At 45.1% G+C, this 16449-nt stretch carries 17 protein-coding genes; 8 read left to right on the top strand and 9 right to left on the bottom strand.

Annotated elements, in window-relative coordinates:
• The first annotated feature begins 217 nt into the window (after positions 1 to 217).
• Entirely contained in the window at positions 218 to 469 is a 252-nt protein-coding gene (locus tag R7P36_RS05840; RefSeq protein ID WP_005374440.1) for a DUF3081 domain-containing protein, read from the top strand.
• A 147-nt stretch (positions 470 to 616) separates the two neighbouring features.
• On the opposite strand, the gene R7P36_RS05835 is transcribed toward R7P36_RS05840, so the two are convergent.
• Positions 617 to 970: a DUF413 domain-containing protein gene (locus R7P36_RS05835; protein WP_005374439.1), complete on the bottom strand. Its 354-nt coding sequence runs from the start codon at positions 968 to 970 to the stop codon at positions 617 to 619.
• Between the two features lie 149 nt (positions 971 to 1119).
• Here R7P36_RS05835 and R7P36_RS05830 point away from each other — a divergent pair, with 149 nt between their 5' ends.
• Positions 1120 to 2013 carry a LysR family transcriptional regulator gene (locus tag R7P36_RS05830; protein WP_213900004.1) on the top strand — a complete coding sequence of 298 codons (894 nt, stop codon included), beginning with the start codon at positions 1120 to 1122 and terminating at the stop codon, positions 2011 to 2013.
• An 81-nt stretch (positions 2014 to 2094) separates the two neighbouring features.
• Here R7P36_RS05830 and R7P36_RS05825 read toward each other — a convergent pair whose 3' ends face one another.
• The 3 genes from R7P36_RS05825 to R7P36_RS05815 all read right to left on the bottom strand — a co-directional run bounded on the left by R7P36_RS05825 (position 2095) and on the right by R7P36_RS05815 (position 3769).
• The gene (locus R7P36_RS05825; RefSeq protein WP_203345515.1) at positions 2095 to 2790 is read right to left on the bottom strand and encodes a pirin family protein; all 696 of its coding nucleotides are present in this window, start codon (positions 2788 to 2790) and stop codon (positions 2095 to 2097) included.
• A gap of 9 nt (positions 2791 to 2799) precedes the next feature.
• On the bottom strand, positions 2800 to 3243 hold the full coding sequence (locus R7P36_RS05820) for a DoxX family protein (protein ID WP_005374434.1): 444 nt from the start codon (positions 3241 to 3243) through the stop codon (positions 2800 to 2802).
• Between the two features lie 322 nt (positions 3244 to 3565).
• Positions 3566 to 3769 carry a hypothetical protein gene (locus R7P36_RS05815; protein ID WP_017633816.1) on the bottom strand — a complete coding sequence of 68 codons (204 nt, stop codon included), beginning with the start codon at positions 3767 to 3769 and terminating at the stop codon, positions 3566 to 3568.
• A gap of 194 nt (positions 3770 to 3963) precedes the next feature.
• Between R7P36_RS05815 and R7P36_RS05810 the strand changes: the two genes are divergently transcribed.
• The 3 genes from R7P36_RS05810 (at position 3964) to R7P36_RS05800 (ending at position 6729) form a co-directional block, all read left to right on the top strand.
• Positions 3964 to 5331, top strand: a complete 1368-nt coding sequence (locus tag R7P36_RS05810; protein WP_136976769.1) for an AlkA N-terminal domain-containing protein — start codon at positions 3964 to 3966, stop codon at positions 5329 to 5331.
• A complete protein-coding gene (locus R7P36_RS05805; protein ID WP_213900005.1) occupies positions 5328 to 5810 on the top strand; it encodes a methylated-DNA--[protein]-cysteine S-methyltransferase in 483 nt (160 codons plus the stop codon). Before R7P36_RS05810 ends, R7P36_RS05805 begins: the two co-directional genes overlap by 4 nt.
• A 100-nt stretch (positions 5811 to 5910) precedes the next feature.
• Positions 5911 to 6729 carry a hypothetical protein gene (locus R7P36_RS05800; protein WP_064376354.1) on the top strand — a complete coding sequence of 273 codons (819 nt, stop codon included), beginning with the start codon at positions 5911 to 5913 and terminating at the stop codon, positions 6727 to 6729.
• Between the two features lie 72 nt (positions 6730 to 6801).
• Here R7P36_RS05800 and R7P36_RS05795 read toward each other — a convergent pair whose 3' ends face one another.
• Positions 6802 to 7410 (bottom strand): YitT family protein, encoded by a 609-nt coding sequence (locus R7P36_RS05795; protein ID WP_033907220.1) that lies wholly within the window; start codon positions 7408 to 7410, stop codon positions 6802 to 6804.
• Positions 7411 to 7611: 201 nt separating this feature from the next.
• Here R7P36_RS05795 and R7P36_RS05790 point away from each other — a divergent pair, with 201 nt between their 5' ends.
• Positions 7612 to 8007: a GFA family protein gene (locus R7P36_RS05790; protein ID WP_033907219.1), complete on the top strand. Its 396-nt coding sequence runs from the start codon at positions 7612 to 7614 to the stop codon at positions 8005 to 8007.
• Positions 8008 to 8044: 37 nt separating this feature from the next.
• Here R7P36_RS05790 and nhaD read toward each other — a convergent pair whose 3' ends face one another.
• Positions 8045 to 9475, bottom strand: coding sequence for a sodium:proton antiporter NhaD (nhaD, locus tag R7P36_RS05785; protein ID WP_005374422.1), 1431 nt, complete (start codon positions 9473 to 9475; stop codon positions 8045 to 8047).
• Between the two features lie 420 nt (positions 9476 to 9895).
• Positions 9896 to 10921 (bottom strand): acyltransferase, encoded by a 1026-nt coding sequence (locus tag R7P36_RS05780; protein ID WP_213900006.1) that lies wholly within the window; start codon positions 10919 to 10921, stop codon positions 9896 to 9898.
• 250 nt (positions 10922 to 11171) lie between these two features.
• On the opposite strand from R7P36_RS05780, the gene R7P36_RS05775 reads away from it, so the two are divergent.
• Both R7P36_RS05775 and R7P36_RS05770 read left to right on the top strand, forming a co-directional pair.
• Entirely contained in the window at positions 11172 to 11762 is a 591-nt protein-coding gene (locus tag R7P36_RS05775) for a TetR/AcrR family transcriptional regulator (protein WP_005374416.1), read from the top strand.
• Positions 11763 to 11890: 128 nt separating this feature from the next.
• A complete protein-coding gene (locus tag R7P36_RS05770) occupies positions 11891 to 12748 on the top strand; it encodes an alpha/beta hydrolase (protein WP_017633823.1) in 858 nt (285 codons plus the stop codon).
• A 168-nt stretch (positions 12749 to 12916) separates the two neighbouring features.
• Here the strand turns inward: R7P36_RS05770 and R7P36_RS05765 are convergent, their stop codons facing one another.
• A complete protein-coding gene (locus R7P36_RS05765; protein ID WP_017633824.1) occupies positions 12917 to 15463 on the bottom strand; it encodes a glycosyl hydrolase family 18 protein in 2547 nt (848 codons plus the stop codon).
• Between the two features lie 369 nt (positions 15464 to 15832).
• Positions 15833 to 16336 (bottom strand): DUF2850 domain-containing protein, encoded by a 504-nt coding sequence (locus R7P36_RS05760; RefSeq protein ID WP_206970541.1) that lies wholly within the window; start codon positions 16334 to 16336, stop codon positions 15833 to 15835.
• Between the last annotated feature and the right edge of the window lie 113 nt (positions 16337 to 16449).

Raw genomic sequence — 16449 nt, 5'->3', positions numbered from 1 at the left:
AAGACGATTTTTTACAAAGAAATTGCATTATGAAACTGACGAATCAATAGATAAAATTTATGATCTAAATTAAGTTCTGACTTCGCACTTAACCTTGTTTTTTAATAACCTACAGAGTGCGAAATCGCACACGAACTTCAAATATTATGGGTTAGATATGGCATGGCGCTCATTCTTTAACCATAATTGAAATGTGTAAACCAGTGAGGAATTCGGTATGAAAAATGAGTTAGATCCGAGCAAAGTACTACAGGCTTACGAATGTGTGATGAACAACGGTACGCCAACCGAATTTGGTAAAATGTATGAAGGTGTAGAAGCGTTTTCTGACTACGATGGGTACAACGTTTTCTTGAGAGGGAATGGTGTTGAGCTAAAAATTGGCTTCCACAACACCTATCACTTGGAATATGACCAAGAGCATTTGAAAGAGAGCTTTCTGAAAAAGATTGCGACGCTCGCCAAGTAAACGGTTATCACCCAAATATTAAAAAAGCCCTTGGGAGAATGCCCCCTTGGGCTTTAGGAGAAGAAATGAGCTTGTCTTGCTCGCTCAGTAAAGTCAAACGAGCTTTCGCCTACTGCTAGAAAAAGGCGAGAACTAGGTTATTGGTTATTAATCGTCTTCAACCAAACTCTCTTCAATGTATTCTTCTGTGGCGTCAGGCTTGTTACGACCATTTAGCGTATGGAAGCGCTTGCGACCACGAGCAAGTTGGGTGTACTTTAGCCACGTACGCTCAAGTTTTGTTTTTGCTTTGCCCGGGTTTTCTAACACCTTGATGAAGTGTTTCTCTTCGCTGTTTTCAGGTGTTAATTCGCCTGACTCTAAGCCAAGCATTGTATCCCCATAAATTGTTAGGATTTCCTCTTCTGAAAGAGTAAAATCGCCAGACTTTGCAAAGCCGCGTGGGAATTTTACGTTATCGTAAAAACGTTTTTTGCCATGACGGAATTCAGTGTCAGACATGTCAACAGCCTCTGTAACCGTTATTGATGAATGTAGTGAACTTACGGCGAAAATTAGGCTTAAATCTAACAAAAGAAAAACAAAACTTTTTTGTCGTCATGATTTTAATTAGTTGTTAATCTGGTTTTATATTAACCAGGAGATGGTTTATGGATGTAAAAGTCTTTCGAACATTTTTAGAGCTGGCAAGAGTTCGTCACTTCGGACGTGCTGCTGAGAACCTTTATATTACCCAAGCCGCTGTGAGCGCACGTATCAAACAATTGGAAAGTTACTTCGATACGCAATTGTTTATTCGTGATCGAAATAACATAAAGTTGACCTCTGCAGGTGAGCGCTTAATCAGCTATGCCGAGGTAATGGTCACTACATTGCAACAAGCGAAGCTAGAATTATCGCTTGAAGATGGCAAAGCGCTGCAACTAACGTTAGGTGGCACGCCAAACATTTGGGACGCTTATTTACAGAATTGTTTAAGTGTCGTCACAGATTCGTTTGGTGGTTATGGCTTCATGGCAGAAGTGATGGGACGTGAGATGCTCAGTCGTAGCTTGCTAGAGCGCACGTTAGATATGGCATTTGCGTTCGATCAGATCAAAGCTGATGAGCTTAACTGTAAAAAAGTGGCGGATGTTGTTCTCGTTCTGGTATCAACTGAGAAAGATTCTTTAGACACCGTTTTCGAAAACAAATATGTGTACGTTGACTGGGGGACGCGTTTCTCCTCAGAGCATTCTGAACGTCACCCTAAGATTCCGGCTCCATATTTACGCACTTCAACAGCGCGTATCGCATTGGACTTTATTTTAGAGAAGGGTGGAGCCGCGTACTTACCAATCTCTCTCGTGGAGCCATTTATCGCTAATGGGCAGCTTCACAAGGTGCCTGGAGTAGAAGATTGGTGTCGCCCTATCTATTTGAGCTATCGTAAAGCTAGCTCGTCTGTAGACGCGATTAAGCAAGTGGAAGAAATTGTCAAAGAGATCGATCCACTGACCGCTTACAGTTTTCAGCAAATTGGTTCTGGCACTTCCGACGAATAGCGTTGAATGAAAAGTCAGAAAAACGAAAAAGCCGCCTTGAGAAATCAAGGCGGCTTTGTTTTTATCTCGATGAATCGATAGTTATGGTAAGTCAAACAACAGGGCTGTTGTGCTTTCGTTTGATGTATTGCGCAAAACAACCTTACTCTGGTGTTCAATCTTCGCGCCGTCGTCAGCCGTCAAAGTGGTATTGTCGACACTAAGGCTCCCAGTCACTTGATGGATGAATAGATTTCGGCCCGACTCAATCTCAAAGTTTAGTTCGCTACTTGGCTCAAGAATTAACTGATGCAAAGTCGCATCTTGCTTAATAAGTAGCGTGCCGTTTTCTCCAGTTGGAGTTGCGATAGTCGTTAACCCAGGATTGCGACCAAAATCTTTTTGCTGATAACCTGGTTTGGTTCCAAATGTGTTCGGTTGAATCCAAATCTGTAGAAACCGCAGCGTATCTTGGTTCGATGCATTGTACTCACTGTGGTAAATCCCTTTCCCTGCCGACATGAGTTGGAATTCACCTGCAGGTAGTGTTTTGACGTTACCTTCACTGTCTTTGTGTGCGATAACACCTTCCAACACATAGCTGATGATCTCCATATCACGGTGGCCATGTGTATCAAAACCCGCGCCAGGCTTGACTACATCGTCATTAATGACTCTCAGCTCGGAAAAGCCCATTTGTTGAGGATCGTAGTAGCTACCAAAAGAAAACGTATGTTTGCTATCAAGCCAGCCAAAGTTTGCTCGACCTCGGTCTGCTGCATGTCTTACCGTAATCATAAGGCCTCCTTAAGAGAGCTTTTTGTTTAAAAAGTTATCTAACGCTGCTTTACCTGCGCCAGAGAACGCCAGAGAAACGCTTGCTGCCAGTAATGCTAAGCCAAACTCGTAACCGTTGTTTGCCATGAATAGGCCATTTTCAAAGTGGACAGAGAATATCGCTACCACCATCGTGAACGCCAAAGCAACCGCTGCTGGTCGAGTTAGCAGACCAAGTAAAATGAACAAGCCGCCAAAGAACTCTGCGCTGCCCGCAAGTAACGCCATGAGTACGCCAGGACCTAAACCGATAGATGCCATCCACTGACCTGTGCCTTCTAGGCCGTAGCCACCAAACCAGCCAAATAGTTTTTGTGCGCCGTGCGCCATAAAGATAATGCCGATTGGAACGCGAAGTGATAGTGCGCTGTAACCTGCGTTTGATGTGGTAATTTTCTGTAATAGTGCTTTCATGATTCTGTCCTCTGACTCTTTTCAATGAGTGGGAAGCGTGTGCTCCCGTGCTGTTGAGAACAGTTTAGGTAGAGGCGAGCATAAAAATAACGGGAGGATTTTGATAAACTCGTTCTAAAAAATTGAATGATTGGTTTTTATTTAAATCAATGTCTTGATTTTTATATTCGGGTGTTTATTTGCCGATTATTGTCTGTTTTAAATCAAGGTCTGTCATTATTTTCGATAAACATTTTTGCTGTTAAACAAAAAAAAGAGCACATGTACTGTGCTCTATTGCTTTCGCTTTTAACAAGGGAGAAAGGTGTGTTAAAGAAAACCGTCAGAGGTTCATTAAGCTCTCTAATGACTCCTCTACATTGTTGTAGTGATAAGTTCGAATATTACGTCCATCCGTCGCATTAATCTGAATTTCTGAGATCTCGTTATCTGAGTCTCTTTCGATAATTCCAATAGAATGATCTACGGATTTACTGGTAATAACCTTTTGGTTTCTTAATACAATTACGCAAGTATGTAAGTCCATGCCAATTCCCTTTAGCCGACGTTGTTGTGATGTTCTGGATCTAACTTTAGTGTACAAAAGCGCTAATGCCAATAAATCTCAATATTGAGTTCCGAAAGTGGCTAATTGTGGGCGCTTAAGCAAGCTACAATAACACTATATTGAACGATGCCTATGAACAATAAATGACAAAAGGCATGAGCAAGGAAAGCACTATGTTTATTCACCCCTATACCTCACTGACCTTCGAGCAGTGTCACAAGGCGCGAGTCGCGCGAGACAGTCGTTTTGATGGGCGATTTTATGTGGCGGTAAAAACAACGGGAATCTTTTGTCGTCCGATTTGCCCGGCAAATTTGCCTAAAGAAGAAAATGTTGAGTATTTCGCTGATAAGACGCAAGCCCTTCAAGCAGGGTACCGTCCGTGTTTACGCTGTCGACCTGACAGCGCGCCTGGATCTTGGGCATGGAAAGGTGTCGAGACGACCTTTCAACGAGCGATTTCGTTAATTGATAGAGGGGAGTTGCATCACCATTCGGTGTCTGAGTTGGCTGAGCGTGTTGGGATTTCTGACCGTTACTTACGTATGTTGTTTGAGCAGTATCTAGGTATGTCACCCAAGCAGTATGCGCAATATCAGCAACTAATGTTCGCCAAACAGTTGCTTCACTCCAGCTCTATGTCGGTCACCGACGTGGGGTTTGCGTCAGGTTTTAACAGTACGCGCCGCTTTAACGATGCTTTTCAAAAGTTTCTCAAACTAACGCCTTCTCAAGTACGCCGTAAAGAGTTTGATGGTGCGGGTTGCAATCGAATTGCCTTACCTTATCGAGGTGAGTTGAATTGGTCGCACATGTTGGACTTCTATCGTTTACGAGCGGTTGAGGGGGTCGAGCAGGTGAGGGATGAGAGTTATCAGCGCAACGTTTTTTTGGATAACAGCAAAGCCTGGTTTAAAGCGACAAAAGGTGAAGGATACTTAGAACTGGCGTTTGAAATTGAAGACGTAACGAAGCTGCAAAACTTGGTGTCTGACATTCGTCGTATGTTCGATCTTGACGCTGATATTTGTACTGTTGAGCAGCATTTGGAGTATGTTGCGCCTGGGCTCGTGTCGAGTAAAGGTATTCGTATTCCTGGTGTATGGAGTGCATGGGAAGCAGGGGTTAGAGCGATTTTAGGCCAGCAAGTGTCGGTTAAAGCTGCGATTGGTCAACTTAACTTATTGGTGGCCACACTTAGTGGAGAGTCAGAAAAACGTTTTTTCCCGACTCCCAGTGATATTGCGAACGCCGACGTGAGCTTTTTGCGCATGCCGCAAAGCCGTAAAGAGACGCTAGTGCGCTTCGCCCAGTTTATGCAGGACAACTCAGAAGCTGACCCCCAACAGTGGCTAGCTTTGAAAGGCATTGGACCTTGGACTGTCAGTTATGCTCAACTGCGAGGGCAATCTCAACCCGATTGCTTTCTAGATAAAGACTTAGTGGTGAAAAAGGCGATGCAGCGTTACCCATCACTGAATACGCACACTGCGGCCCCTTGGGGAAGCTACGCGACGTTTCACTTATGGAATCAATCATGAAAACATTTTATACCGAAATGCCGAGTCCACTAGGAACGGTGACTATCCAATCGAACGCTGAGGGCTTACTTGGCATTTGGTTTGAAACATGCACCACTAAGCCGAGTGAGCTGGGGGTGCGAGACGAGCAGTATCCGGTCTTGCGCCAAGCTGTCACCCAACTGGATGAATACTTTGCTGGTCTGCGCAACGAATTCGACTTGCCCCTTGCAGCGACAGGCACTGATTTTCAAAATCAAGTTTGGCAGGCACTAACGACCATTCCATATGGGGAAACGTGGAGCTATCAAGATCTCGCGAATGCGATAGGTAACCCTAAAGCTGTGCGTGCTGTTGGGTTAGCAAACGGGAAGAATCCGATTTCTATCGTGGTACCTTGTCATCGCGTTATTGGCAAAAGCGGAAAACTGACTGGGTATGCAGGTGGAGTGGAGCGCAAGCAACGTTTGCTCGCGCTGGAGCAAGGTACACCGCTTTAAGTGAGGCGATTCTCATATTGGGATTAAGCGTGCTACACAGGGGTAACGATAGTGTAGAGTTTCATATTCGTTATACGAATAGAAAAAGGACAATAAGGACATGCCTTTCAAAACGGATTTTGATGCCTTCATGAGTGAGTGTTGGCAGCATCACGAGGAAAATCCCGAACAAGTTTATGCTCAGCTAGAAACGGCTCTGAGCGAGGTGGAAGACGTTACCCAAATCGAGCGAATATTCGCATTGATGCTGCATACCGCTATTGGGCATCTCCAGTGCCCAGAACAGTTTCTTACTTGTTTAGAGCACTTTGATGAACGCAAGGTTGCTGAGAGTTTGGCATTTCAACGCAGTATTGCCGTTGCGCGCTATTTCGTAGATGGCACTGACAATATGGAATTATTGGAAGAGCAAGAACAACGCCGAGTTTACGCTTTGATTTCGAATGAACTTTCTGCACTTGCTCAGCTTGAACTGGCGAGTCAATGGTTGGTGAAAGCAGCGTTAGGAATGACGCCGAACGATGCAGAAGGGCCATTAGCGCGCGCTATAGCGATCACTGCAAACAACTTAGCATGTCAGTACGAAGCGCTGGCTGAGCGCACGTCCATGGAAAAATCGAAGATGTTAGAAGCAGCAACACTCGCGCTAGACTATTGGAAAGTGGCTGGGGGTTGGATGCAAGAAGAGCGCGCAGAGTATCGCTTAGCGATGAGCTTGCTTAAAGCGGATAAACCGCAAGAAGCCAAAGTGCATGCTGAGCGCTGTGAAGATATTTGTCAGCAACATGGTAGCGACGCGCTTGAGCTGTTCCACGCACATGACTTGCTGATGCAAGTACACTTCCATCTTAGCCAGAAATATAAAGCTAAATTGGATGAAGAGATGCAGCAGCACTGCAAAACGAGCTCGTTGACGTGATCTTAGCGTTGAATGAAAAAAGCCCCGAGCGACTGGCTGGGGGCTTTAGGGTTGTTGACTATGCAGCGATGATTATGCTGCTTGCGCTTTTGCTTGGTATCGTCCTGGTTTATGGTTCATCGCCAAAATCAAGTTCGTAGCGATGGCACCTAGAACAGATAGAGCGATAAGGTGCACATCTACAATCAACAGTGACATCACCACGATGGCACAATCTAACGCCATTTGAACTTTACCCGCTCGAACTCCAAAACGTTCCTGAAGGTACAACGCTAGAATGTTAAAGCCACCCAAACTCATTTTGTGACGGAAAATTACCAACATACCGATTCCAATCAGCCCACCACCCAAAAGTGCCGCATAGAAAGGTTCGATTCGTGAAATCTCAATCACATGATGCAGATGATCGACCGCAAAAGAGACAATCGAAACCGCAATAAAGGTATTGATAGTGAAGCGCCAACCCATGCGCATCACAGATAAAATATAAAAAGGGAGGTTAAGAGCGAAAAATATCTGACCAAAACTGAAGTCACTCACTTTGGTTAGGAAGATCGCCAAACCAGCCGTACCGCCAGTGAGCAATCCTACTTTGCTAAAAAATATCACCCCAAGTGACACCAACGCACTGCCGAGCGTCAGAGCCAAGAGGTTCTCTCTTAGGCTATGATCTTTGTCCATAAATTAATTTCCTTGGTTTAAAAACCGCGCCGGAGATAACACGTCTCACGGACGCGATAGACAATCGCCAAAATAGCAACTAACAAATCGGCCAATAAAATGTCGCGAAAAGTGATGGATGTCGAGTTTTTGGACGAGATTATGATGATATTAACCTGTTTAACATAATGTACACAGATAGAAAAACAACAAGGAAAAGTTATGATTAAGAAAGTTGGCAACACCCAAATCAGCACATTACATCGACTGAGTTGTCACTGTGGAAAAGTTGAGCTGGAACTGGCGTTACCCAATGGTATTGAGAAGCCGAGACGGTGTGACTGTTCTATGTGTCGACGTCGTGGCGCGATTGTCGCGTCTGTACCTTTGAACGGTATTCGTATTGTGCAAGGCGAAGAAGTCTTGAAGCAGTATCAATTTAATACACACACTGCGAAGCACTTTTTCTGTGGCGAGTGCGGTATTTATACGCACCATCAGCGTCGTTCTGACCCGAGTGAGTATGGCTATAATGTCGGCTGCTTAGAGGGCGTCAACCCATATGAGTTGGGAGCGATTGAAGTGATGGATGGCGTTAACCATCCATCCGACCGTTAGGTTACATTGCAAGTTAAGTGACTAATTCTAGGTGTTTTTAAGTAAATAAACCGCTATTCATCCACAAGTGTACCGCAATACTGGCGGCATAACCCAAGGCGATGACGGGAGCCCACTTTAGGTGGCCAAAGAAGGTGTATTGTCCACGCGCGGCTCCCATTAAAGCGACGCCTGCCGCGGAGCCAATGGAAAGCAAACTGCCCCCGACACCTGCGGTTAATGTGACCAGTAGCCAGTTGCCCATCGACATGCTTGGTTCCATGGTCAGTACAGCAAACATAACCGGAATGTTATCGACGATAGCAGATAGGACACCAACCATTACGTTTGCCCAGACTGGGTTCCATTGCGTGTACATGACGTTTGAAACCAGTTCGAGGTAGCCAAGTAAACTTAAACCGCCAACACACATTACAACACCGTAGAAGAACAACAAGGTGTCCCATTCGGCTCGAGACACACGATGAAACACATCAAACGGAACCACTGAGCCTAAGCGCTTCAATGCCTGATCATCGCCATTGGCAATTGCCATAGCTGCTTTTTTTGCGAGTGAGTGTTTGAGAGTTTGGCGCAAAAAATATCCGAAAAACTGTAAGTACGCCAAGCCCATCATCATGCCCATAACGGGTGGGAAGTGCAGCACAGCATGGAAAGAGACTGCGGTGGCAATCGTCAAAATGAACAACGCGACAATACGCCTTGCCCCGCGTTTTAGCTCAACGTGTTGGTGAATCGTATTCGGTTTTGTGTTTGGAACAAAAAGTGACATCAAAAATGCGGGAACCAAGTAGTTCACTAATGACGGTACAAACAACGGAATGAACTCAGCAAAGCTGACATGACCGGCTTGCCACACCATCAGGGTTGTAATATCCCCAAATGGGCTGAATGCACCGCCAGCGTTGGCTGCGATAACAATGTTGATACAAGCAAGATTGACGAACTTAGGATTATCACCAGAGACTTTCATCACTACAGCGCACATCAATAGGGCCGTAGTTAAGTTATCGGCAATCGGTGAAATGACAAAAGCGAGAAACCCCGTCAGCCAGAACAACTTTTTGAATCCAAAACCTTTACCGACCATCCACGCTTGTAAGGCGTCGAAGAGTTTGCGTTCTTCCATTGCGTTGATGTAGGTCATCGCCACGAGCAAAAACAGCAGCAACTCGGCATATTCCAACAAGTTGTGTTCTAGTGCGGATTTGGCGATTTCAGGCTGGTTGTGTTGAGCAAAGGTGTAGCCAATCAGAATCCAAATTAATCCTGCAGCGAGCAGCACTGGCTTGGATTTTCTCATTTTCAGATACTCTTCCAACATAACCAGTATGTAAGCGATCGAAAAGATAATCAGAGCCGCGTAACCGACACCAGAATTAACAAGGTTCAGTTCATTGGTTGATGCAGCAAAGGTGGCGCTAGAGAACAACAAACAGCAGAAAGCCACAATTGGATAGATTGGCATATACATTTCTCCTTTGTCTGGTTGGAGAAATATTAGCCACAAATGAATGAGTTAGTTGTGAGAGAGCTCGAATTAACAGTAGGAGTTAGGAAATGATAGTGTGCGCCACTATTTTCTGAGTGACGCAATGCTTGCTGCGCCGAATAAAACCGCAGCGGCATATAAACCGTAAGTTAACCAGTGACTAATCTCTAAAAAAGGAACGAGTCCTTGACCTGCCCACATACAGCCTCCGTTTAATGAGCAATGTTGTAATAGTCGAGCCAATTTAAAGGAAATGAACAATGTTTTTTGTGAGTGAAAGCAAATTCTGAAGGATTAGAAAGTCAAAAATTGGTCAGTGAGAGAGAAATCTCATTTTTAACTGGCTAGCTCTAATCCTTTTGAGTTAAAGATAGCTATATCTAGAGCTGAATGCATTTAGCGTAGGAGCCATTTTTTCAACGGTGAAGCGTCGATTGCTTTCACAAGCAGTATGGTTGCAACAATCGTTGCAGGATAAATAAACACATCTTTCGCGAGGTGTTGCAGCCCGATAAATCCAGCGACATTCATCATGACAATTATGATAAGCAGATGGCTAACATATATCCCTAACACGCTAGGAGATAGTTTGAAGATCCAAGGCATGTCGCCAAAATGAGGGTGAGCCAAAAGCCACATAAAGACACCTACAGCCCAGATAACGGTACCGAATAGGAAGTCGTGCGAGTTGAAAGCGATGTCATGTTGCATCAGCCAGTAAGCTTCACCAAAATGCAGTGCCATGCCAAGAATAATGCATCGAACCGTATTGTTTCGCGACCACCGCCACTGCACTTCTCGTGCGAAATAGCCTAGAGCAACTAGCAACGTGCTGAAAAAAGGCCCGTTACGAGTAAAGAAAGGCGCTGGCAGGTCGGTAATGGTCGCGTAACTGCCAGCAAAGGCCCCGTATATGTATAGCAATACTGCGGTTGGCAGTATCAGTTGCGCCATATTGATATGCACGAGAAAGGCAATTAACGCTACGGCAATGACCAGAGCCGGAATAAACCACAGATGAACGAGTCCGCCTTCGATGAGTGAATTGATCGGGGTTGACATTAAGTACCCCCAATAACCTTGCCTTTCGGCGAGATACCCAGCCTCAGCGACCGTCTGCCATTGGAATGGCATCAGTAAACTGATCATGCTCCAAATGAGCCAAACCTTCATTAACGGTTTGGCGTAGTTCTTAAGAGTATCGATAGGTGAATGACTCAACTTCGGCTGGATTAGATAACCCGAGATGAGAAAGAACAGCGGAACAGCAAAACGAGCCAGTTGGTTGAGCATATAGCCAACCCATGGTATCCCATTCCACTGCCAGTACGTCAGTGCCATCTGGCAATGCAAACCCACAATCGCAAGCATCGCAATGATACGTGCAAACTCTAAGCTGGCTATTTTTTGTTTCTTTGCCATTACATTGTTTACCTAAATAAAAAACTTAGGTGAAAATAGCAGGTTGTTACTGAAGTAATACGTGAAAAAGTCAACAGACTTGCGCTTACATTGAAGCTGTTTTGAAAATTAAGACTTACTTCAAACTTCTTAATTATTAACCTATTAACGCAATCAATACCTGATTCGTGAGTCGAAAATAGCACTGAATAATGGTTAGACCAGTTAACTCGAGATTGCAAAAAAGAACGATCGTGCTAAAAATAAGACTATGCAAAAAGGAAAAGTGACAAAAGAGTTTATTCTGCAGCGGGCTTTTGAGATCGCCAGCGAAGACGGATTAGAAAGTCTTACGATTGGAGAGTTAGCCAAGCAATGCGGTATGTCGAAAAGTGGTCTGTTTGCCCACTTTAATTCGAAGTTGAATTTACAGCTATCGGTGCTTGATCACGCCAATAAAGTGTTCGCTGATCGGGTTATTGAGCCTGCTCGAGAACTCGGGGATGGCAATATCGAGCGTAAAATTCGAGGGTTGCTCGACTCTTGGATGACTTGGAATCACGCATTCCAAGGAAGTTGTATGTTTCTTGACGCTTGGAATGATACGGCAGATAAAGATTGCCCGCTTCAGGCCGGACTGCGTAAATCCATAGACACTTGGCTGAGTTATTTGGAGATCCAAATAGCGAAAGGCAAAGAGAAGCAAGAATTTGCAGCAGACTTAGATACACGCCAAGCAACGTTTGATTTGTACGGTCTCTATTTGAGTGCGCATGTTTTTTACTCAATTAAAGGTGAGCAAGAAAGCTTGCGTCTGTTTTGGCAAGGGATCGACAACTTATTTTCTCGCTGGAAAGGCTAATATCGGTTATTCGCTTCCCAGATTCGTAGACATAAAATCACAAAGAGCGGCTGAGTTCGCTCTTTCTTATCAGCGTAAAAAGCACGACCGTTCTATTTTGTGCAAAGCTGATAGTTAAGGACATGATTATGAGTGAAAAAATTTACTTTAATACATCGCAACGTTTCAGTATTAAGCGCAGTTTGGTGAACATTAGTACTCGGTTACACCATACACTGGCCCCGTCACATGCAAAGAAGACCGCGCGCAAGCTTCTTCTGACACCTGCTCGTACGCAACCTAAAAATATAGAACCTCAAGGGCTTATCAAAGGTGAAATTAAAGGGCATGCAGGCATCATCAAAACCTATACTTTGGGATCTGGACCTATTTGGGTGCTAACTCATGGTTGGTCTGGAACGGCAAGTCAGTTTTATCCACTGATGGAACATATTGCGTCGAAAGGGTTTACTGCTTTGGCGTACGATCATCCGGCACATGGTGAGAGTGAGGGGCAGTATGGGCACATTCCGGGGTTTGTCAGAGGATTAGAAGATGTGTTGGATACGGTCGAGGATATTGTTGGCCTAGTTGGGCACAGCATGGGCACCGCTTCTGCTCTTGAGTGTAGGCACAGTAAGTTAGAAAACAAGCCTTTGCTGCTTATTGCTCCGGTATTAAATTACGTAGAGAACTTATTCGGTAGCATTGCACGTTCCGGTTACTCGATGAAGCTTTTTAATGCTGTGGTTTCAGAAGTTGAAGACCAATTTGGTTATCCGTTACAGTCCATTGATCCGATGAAGCGTTTGTCTGAGCGTCCGTCTCACACCATTATTATTCATGATGAGCAAGACAAGTTCACCAAATACAGTGTCTCGGCAAAAGCGGCTGAAGAGATTAAAAACGTTGAGTTAGTGACAACACAAGGTCAGGGGCATGGTCGAGTGATGAAGTGTGAGCAAGTCTTCAGTAGTTTTGACCGTTTGCTCGATAGTGCTTGGTAACCCTTACTTTTACTGATTGATTCGCTCCGTTTTGCGCTAATTCGGTTTGAAAGTAACACCTCAGACTTTTTCGTCTCTGGTGTTGCTCTCCTCGTTAAGAGGTTAAATCCAAAAAGGACAGCCGAAGCTGTCCTTTGTTTATTTAGCAGAACGTCTGCAAGGCTGAAATTAGTTACAGTTAGCTACGCCAACTTCTTTCCAAACGCCCCATTCGCCAGATTGGCTAGGATCGTCACCCTGAGTCCACCATTTCGCTTCCCACGTTTTACCTGCGTGAGTCACTTGGTTACCACCTGTGTACACTGCGCTCGCATCCCATGCGTTGTCACAAGTACCAGGGTTCGGATCGGTTGTGTGCTGTGCAACAACCACTGTCGCGCTTGCCGATGAAGACGCTTTACCGTCGCTCACACTTACAGTGAAGCTTAAGCTTGTGTCTTGCGGGTATTCCGCAGCAGTGAACGTGACTTTAGAGCCTTCAACCGTTGCATTCAGACCTTGAGGTAGAGTCCAGTTGAATGTCAGGGTATCGTTGTCTGCATCGCTAGACGCAGATGCATCTACAACCACAACGTCACCAGCGTTTGCTGTTGCTGGAGCAACAACTTGTGCTACTGGTGCGCTGTTCACTGGGTCAACAACACCTGCTGGTTTCACTGTTACTACAACGAGGTCAGATGCCGTTGCACCCTCGTTATCAGTCACCGTCAGCTTGAAAGTTAATTGCTCTTCAACAGTAACTTCTGCTGCATCAAAGCTTGCTTTCGCTGTGTTTGCACCTGTTAGTACCACTGCTGTGCCAGATACTTGTTCCCAAGCGTAGCTTGCGATGGTGCCGTCAGAGTCTTTTGACAGGCTGCCATCTAGAACCACATTTGCAGGACCTGTTACCGATTGATCTGCGCCAGCGGCTGCGGTTGGTTTACGGTTTGGTTGAGGAACCACACCACCAGCCATACCTTCGTGCATCGCGTTTAGAATGTCACCGTTATCCGCGTCAATTTCCCAAGAGAATAGACCAGCAAGACCAAGAGACTTCGCGTAGCTACCTTTTGCTAGCACTGAACGGTGGTCATCAAATGTGATCAACTCGCCCGTAGTACGGTTCCATACCCATGGTGCTTCAGCTTGTGCATCGTAGCCGTACTCGAAGCCGTTAATACCAGTGTTGTTTGCACCTAGCATGAATGACTTAATGCCTTTGTAGTCAATTACGCCATCTTCCCAAACACCTTGCGCTGTGCTGCCCTTCAGTTTACCTGTAGCAGTACCTGTCATTGGGTCGTTTGGATCGGTTAGCGTATCTGGAGTTACGCCTTCCCAGCCACGACCGTACATTGCTGTACCAAGTACTAGCTTGTTTGCAGGAACGCCTTGAGCAAGAAGAAGTTGGATGCCGTTATCTGCTGTGTAAGCAGGACCTTTGTACGGTTCGCCGTTCTCATCAACGCCACTACCGTCACACTGACCAGGACGCATGAATGAACCACAGTAAAGCGCAGTTTGGTGACCAGGAACGTTATTCCAACCACCGTAGAAGTCGTAAGTCATTGCGAAGATGTAATCCATGTACTGAACTGCATCTGCGTAGTCTACGTCTTCAATCTTGTCGTAACCGACACCGATAGCGGACGTTAGCTCGTAAGTACGGCCTGTCTCAGCTTCTAATTCATCAAGCATTACGCGCAGTTCACGCATCAGTGCGATGTATGCTGGGCCATCGTTTACAGGGTCGCCCTTATCGGCTGCTGCACCGCCGCCGCCAGGGAATTCCCAGTCGATATCAACACCGTCGTAGAATTTCCAAGTTTTCAGGAACTTCTTAACTGATGCGACGAATGTGTCACGGTTTTTCTTGTCCACGAAATCGAAGAATGGGTCAGACAGTGTCCAACCACCGATCGATGGGATGATTTTTAGATCAGGGTTACGTTGTTTCAATGCCATTAGCATTGCGTAGTTACCCTTGATAGGCGTGCTGTATTCATGACCAGCTTGTGGGAAGCTCTTCTGATAAGCAGCCCAAGGGTCATGGATAACGACTTCATAATCAGGCACACCTGTACAAGCAGTTTGTAGCGCGTTGAAACTGTTGCCGCCAACAGACTTCACAGACTCATTTGGGCCACAAATTGGGATAAAACCGTAAAGGATGTGAGTCAAGTTGTCGACCGGCATATTATCGACTGTGTAGTCACGGCCATAGATGCCCCATTCAACAAAATACGTACCCATCACGACGCTTGGATCGGTATTGTAGGTTTTGTTGTTTGGATCAACATTCATCGTTAGTGGCTTCAGGTGAGAACCATCGGTATCTGCAATCGTGATTTCAGCTGGTGCGCTTTTCGCACAACCTGTCGCATCACATGCTTCGATTTCCATTTGGTATAAGCCACCTTGGCCGTATTCAAACGAAGCTGTCGTTTGGCTACCAGTGATAGGGCCGCTTGCTACTTTTACACCATCAAAATAGACGTTGTAAGTGTCACCAGGTGTGCCACTCCACTGGTTAAATTTAACAGTGATCTTCGCTTGCTCATGGTATTTCACCATGTCGTAGTAGCCTGACGTGGTTTCCATCGCGAGTTCAATTTTAGAAAACTGAAGGTTGTTGGAACCGTACATATCGATACTTGGTGCGGTTGGAGCCGCAACTGCAGCACCTGATAGCGCTAAAGCAACTCCAGCTGCACATAGGTTAAATCGAATCATAACTTCTCTCTCAATCCTTGGATTCATGTTCTACCTAGAACATAGGCTGCTCTTGCACCAGATAAGATGATTGGATTTACTCCACGTGCAAAAGCATCACACTCAGCATTTCAGAGAGTTTTTTTTCGTCAAAAAAAATTAAGACGGTTTTCGAGGCACTTGAGAGAACTTAACTAAAACTCGCACTCTGTTACACAGAAAGTGTCAGACTGAGTCAATAATTTATAAAATCTCAGCAGAAACTAAAATTATTGTTTACTCAGTAACGAGTTAGTTAAATGCGATGAAGACCTTATTTTGTTGTTTATTAAGGTTTTGTTTCATTGATATAGAAAGAGAATTGAAAGGAAAAATAGCCGTGAAGACGTATTAGTCACGGCTGAAGTGTTCACTCAACGCGGCACGACGTTTAGAGGCTGCGCCGGTTTCTGAGCCCTGAACGGTATGCTCAAATCCTTTACGAATGAATCGCTGATCTGGAATAAGAGGCTCAATACGGCGTATTTGAGGTGAAAGATGAGAGCCCGAGATCTGATACGCGGTCTTTCCTAATCCGGTATTCAACGTGATGACCTTGCCATCGAATTCAAATTCCGTCGTAATAAGTCGATGGTTTCGGTATACCCCATCTTCAGTGAAAACGAGACGTTCTGTTTGGTAGGGTGGCGCGCCAATCTCAATCCATTCGCCGTACACCTTTTCCGGATCAATGTGGTCTTGATAGGAGAGGTGGATTTGATAGCCAAAAAACGTCAACAGACCCATCCCGAAGCAGACAAATGTACTCTTGAGGATTTTGGATTGGTGGCGAGCCAAAAATGAAAGTTTTGGTTCTTGTCGTGCTTTTCGCCTTCGGCGGGTTGAGTACGTCATAGATCTAATTTTCTCCACTTTTTTAACATGGTGGAAAGCTTCCTTTTTAAAAACAAACAATCCCGCCATTGAGACGACGAAACTATGATCTAATGTCCACTTTTACATTCAGA

Origin of the sequence: Vibrio sp. 397 (assembly GCF_033339395.1) — a bacterium.
GTDB lineage: Bacteria > Pseudomonadota > Gammaproteobacteria > Enterobacterales > Vibrionaceae > Vibrio > Vibrio alginolyticus.
Note: the sequence above shows the minus strand (reverse complement) of the source record. Positions and strands in the feature narration are given on the sequence as shown.

What these genes read in the sequence shown, in the direction of transcription:
- R7P36_RS05840 (WP_005374440.1), top strand. Translation starts at nt 218, where the DNA reads ATGAAAAATGAGTTAGATCCGAGCAAAGTACTACAGGCTTACGAATGT.
- R7P36_RS05835 (WP_005374439.1), bottom strand. Translation starts at nt 970, where the DNA reads ATGTCTGACACTGAATTCCGTCATGGCAAAAAACGTTTTTACGATAAC.
- R7P36_RS05830 (WP_213900004.1), top strand. Translation starts at nt 1,120, where the DNA reads ATGGATGTAAAAGTCTTTCGAACATTTTTAGAGCTGGCAAGAGTTCGT.
- R7P36_RS05825 (WP_203345515.1), bottom strand. Translation starts at nt 2,790, where the DNA reads ATGATTACGGTAAGACATGCAGCAGACCGAGGTCGAGCAAACTTTGGC.
- R7P36_RS05820 (WP_005374434.1), bottom strand. Translation starts at nt 3,243, where the DNA reads ATGAAAGCACTATTACAGAAAATTACCACATCAAACGCAGGTTACAGC.
- R7P36_RS05815 (WP_017633816.1), bottom strand. Translation starts at nt 3,769, where the DNA reads ATGGACTTACATACTTGCGTAATTGTATTAAGAAACCAAAAGGTTATT.
- R7P36_RS05810 (WP_136976769.1), top strand. Translation starts at nt 3,964, where the DNA reads ATGTTTATTCACCCCTATACCTCACTGACCTTCGAGCAGTGTCACAAG.
- R7P36_RS05805 (WP_213900005.1), top strand. Translation starts at nt 5,328, where the DNA reads ATGAAAACATTTTATACCGAAATGCCGAGTCCACTAGGAACGGTGACT.
- R7P36_RS05800 (WP_064376354.1), top strand. Translation starts at nt 5,911, where the DNA reads ATGCCTTTCAAAACGGATTTTGATGCCTTCATGAGTGAGTGTTGGCAG.
- R7P36_RS05795 (WP_033907220.1), bottom strand. Translation starts at nt 7,410, where the DNA reads ATGGACAAAGATCATAGCCTAAGAGAGAACCTCTTGGCTCTGACGCTC.
- R7P36_RS05790 (WP_033907219.1), top strand. Translation starts at nt 7,612, where the DNA reads ATGATTAAGAAAGTTGGCAACACCCAAATCAGCACATTACATCGACTG.
- nhaD (WP_005374422.1), bottom strand. Translation starts at nt 9,475, where the DNA reads ATGCCAATCTATCCAATTGTGGCTTTCTGCTGTTTGTTGTTCTCTAGC.
- R7P36_RS05780 (WP_213900006.1), bottom strand. Translation starts at nt 10,921, where the DNA reads ATGGCAAAGAAACAAAAAATAGCCAGCTTAGAGTTTGCACGTATCATT.
- R7P36_RS05775 (WP_005374416.1), top strand. Translation starts at nt 11,172, where the DNA reads ATGCAAAAAGGAAAAGTGACAAAAGAGTTTATTCTGCAGCGGGCTTTT.
- R7P36_RS05770 (WP_017633823.1), top strand. Translation starts at nt 11,891, where the DNA reads ATGAGTGAAAAAATTTACTTTAATACATCGCAACGTTTCAGTATTAAG.
- R7P36_RS05765 (WP_017633824.1), bottom strand. Translation starts at nt 15,463, where the DNA reads ATGATTCGATTTAACCTATGTGCAGCTGGAGTTGCTTTAGCGCTATCA.
- R7P36_RS05760 (WP_206970541.1), bottom strand. Translation starts at nt 16,336, where the DNA reads ATGACGTACTCAACCCGCCGAAGGCGAAAAGCACGACAAGAACCAAAA.